This is a genomic window from Roseomonas sp. USHLN139 (assembly GCF_037145735.1).
GTDB lineage: Bacteria > Pseudomonadota > Alphaproteobacteria > Acetobacterales > Acetobacteraceae > Pseudoroseomonas.
In genome coordinates, this window is sequence record NZ_JBBCWY010000030.1 from 1 (window position 1) to 2,589 (window position 2,589).

A 2,589-nucleotide genomic window follows, 5' to 3' on the forward strand; every position below is an offset into this window, starting at 1 on the left:
ACAGCGCTCTGCTCATCACCACCGGCCTCCTCCCGGCCAACAGGGTGAATCAGATTTCCAGCCGCCCGGGAATCCCCGTCCGAGTCAAACAGGTCGGATCATGCTCTAGGCCATGGCGGCGGCGTCGAACATCCGGATGCCGTCATCCAGGAAGGAGACAAGCCGGCGGCGCGCCCGCACCGCCTCCAGCCGGGGCATGCCGCACTCGGCCTGCCACCACTCGACCGGCTTCTCCACCGCCTCGTCCAGTCGCAGCTGCCGGTCGACGACATGCGACAGCGCCGGCGAGAGGCAGGCCGGCAGCCGGTGGATCTGGCGGAGCCCGTGCCGCCTGGCCATCTCGCGGATCACCGGCGCCTCCGACGCCAGGGGAAACTGCGCCTCCTTCTCGTTGATGACCAGGTGCCGCTGTGCCTCGGGCACGGCCTGCGCGACATAGCCCAGCGCCTGGTTGACGCTCTGCACGGCCAGCAGGTCGCCGGTGGTGACGCCATAGAAGGCGAGGCCGCCCCCGGCGCCGAACGGCCCCTCCTCCCCATACTCGTTGAGCCAGAGCGCGAAGGGACGGGTCATGTTGGCGCCGAGGTCCAGCACGACCTCCGAACTGGCCTGCAGGCAGGCCTCCCCGACGGCGTCCCACAGCCGGTAGACCAGGGCGGGGTTGCGTTCCAGATCGGCCAGCCTGTCCTGGCCGAAGCGGAACAGCCGCACCGCCTCGGCCCCGTAGATCTGCAGCAGGCGAGGGTCGGATTCCACCTCCAGGATCAGCGGCAGCTTTCCGTGCTGCAGCAGGTGGCGGGAGATATAGAGCTCGGCGGCCTTCGACTTGCCGACGCCGCCCCGGTCCGACCCGAAGGCCACGCAGCGCGGCGGATCACCCATGGGCCTGCTCCTCGCCGGGCCGGCGGTCGGCCGGGCCGAGCTGCACGGGAAGCGGCTCCTGCAGCGACGGGCGCGGCCGGGCCTCCGACCCGTCCCCGGCGGCTGCGCTGGCCGCCGCCTCGGCTTCCCCCTCTGCCCTGTCCGGCGCGGCCTGCTCCGCCGCGTCTGCGGCGATGCGGTCCTGGCCGGTGGCGATCTCCGGCCCGAGGGCGGGAGGCTCCGCGGCCGCCTCGGCCTCGCCCGCTGGCTCCGTGGCGGCAGCGGGCGGCGCCCAGTCGAGCGGCAGGCGCCGGAGGAAGGCATCCTCGGGCGGCACCAGGATGGTGGGCCGCAGGGCGAGCAGGATCTGCAGGATGGCGGCATGGAGATGCGAGCAGCCGCCGAGATCCACCATCGGCTCCTGCTGCTGCCGCATCCAGTCGAGGAAGCTCTCGGCTTCCTCCACGGCGCAATGGTCATCCAGGATGGCGATGTGGTCCTTGTAGCGAATGGCCATGGCGCTGCTTGTCCTGCTCAGGCAACCGGATCGGCCCGGCGGTCATGCCGGGCGCGCGGCGTTCTGCGGCGCCGCCGGCAGGGCGCGCCGCCGGGCGGCCTGCGGGCGGTCACGCGCCCGGTACCACCTGCTTGATGACCTGGATCAGCTTGTCCGAGGGCACCGGCTTCACCAGCCAGCCGGTCGCGCCGGCGGCCTTGGCGTCGTCGCGCTTCTTCTGCTCGGATTCCGTCGTCAGCAGCAGCATCGGCGTGAAGCGGCTGCCCGGCAGCTTGCGCGCCTGGCGGACCATTTCGACGCCGTTGATGCCGGGCATGTTGTAGTCGGTGATGATCAGCGAGAAGGGGGCCGCGGCGCCGCGGATCTTGTCCAGCCCTTCCTCGCCGGTGGCGGCCTTGGTGACGGCAAAGCCACTGCGCTCGAGCACGCTTGCCATGCTCATCAGCAGGGTCGGGCTGTCGTCCACAAGCAGGATGGATTTCATGTCGCTGATTCCGCAAAGGCCTGGAACGAAGAAGCAGATCCTGAAGGATGGACCGGGCCGGAACGGGCAGGCGGGCTGCGTCGGGCTGGCGCCAGACGATAGCGGCGGAATCCGTAGATACTGCTAATGCCACGCCCGCGCTGCGCCGGCCCGGGCGGCGCCGGGGCAGCCGGCATCAGATCAGCTCCGCCACGTCGAGGATGAGCAGCACGCGGCCATCGCCGAGCAGGGTGGTGCCCGCGAAGCCGCGCACGCCGGCCAGGGCACCCTCCAGCGGCCGCACGATGGCTTCCATCCTCTCGCGGAAGGCATCGATCACCAGGCCGACGGTGGAATGGCCCGCCCGCAGCACCAGCACCGGCAGATCCTCCTGCGGCGCCGGGTCGCTGCCATTCCCGACCTCCAGCAGTTCGGTCAGCCGCAGCAGCGGAATGATGCGGTCGCGCAGCACGAAGGCCTCGCATCCGCGGATCCGCTTCACCGTCTCCGGCGCCAGGCGCACGCTTTCCACGACCGCGTTCATCGGGATGCCGAACAGATGCCCGGCGCATTCGATGGTCATGATCCGGGTGACGGCCATGCTGAGCGGCAGCGTCACCTGCACCGTGGTGCCGGCGCCTAGAGCATGATCCGACCTGTTTGACTCGGACGGGGATTCCCGGGCGGCTGGAAATCTGATTCACCCTGTTGGCCGGGAGGAGGCCGGTGGTGATGAGCAGAGCGCTGT

The 2,589-nt window shown here is 70.6% G+C and carries 4 protein-coding genes; all 4 read right to left on the minus strand.

Features of this window, described 5'->3' with window-relative positions; genetic code table 11:
• Positions 1-105: 105 nt before the first annotated feature.
• The gene (locus WFI16_RS26870; protein ID WP_419900915.1) at positions 106-882 is read right to left on the minus strand and encodes a hypothetical protein; all 777 of its coding nucleotides are present in this window, start codon (positions 880-882) and stop codon (positions 106-108) included.
• Positions 875-1,378 (minus strand): hypothetical protein, encoded by a 504-nt coding sequence (locus tag WFI16_RS26875; protein WP_419900916.1) that lies wholly within the window; start codon positions 1,376-1,378, stop codon positions 875-877. Before WFI16_RS26875 ends, WFI16_RS26870 begins: the two co-directional genes overlap by 8 nt.
• Positions 1,379-1,487: 109 nt before the next feature.
• The gene (locus WFI16_RS26880) at positions 1,488-1,862 is read right to left on the minus strand and encodes a response regulator (RefSeq protein WP_419900917.1); all 375 of its coding nucleotides are present in this window, start codon (positions 1,860-1,862) and stop codon (positions 1,488-1,490) included.
• 175 nt (positions 1,863-2,037) lie between these two features.
• Entirely contained in the window at positions 2,038-2,466 is a 429-nt protein-coding gene (locus tag WFI16_RS26885) for a chemotaxis protein CheW (protein ID WP_419900918.1), read from the minus strand.
• Positions 2,467-2,589: the final 123 nt, after the last annotated feature.

What these genes read in the sequence shown, in the direction of transcription:
- WFI16_RS26870 (WP_419900915.1), bottom strand. Translation starts at nt 882, where the DNA reads ATGGGTGATCCGCCGCGCTGCGTGGCCTTCGGGTCGGACCGGGGCGGC.
- WFI16_RS26875 (WP_419900916.1), bottom strand. Translation starts at nt 1,378, where the DNA reads ATGGCCATTCGCTACAAGGACCACATCGCCATCCTGGATGACCATTGC.
- WFI16_RS26880 (WP_419900917.1), bottom strand. Translation starts at nt 1,862, where the DNA reads ATGAAATCCATCCTGCTTGTGGACGACAGCCCGACCCTGCTGATGAGC.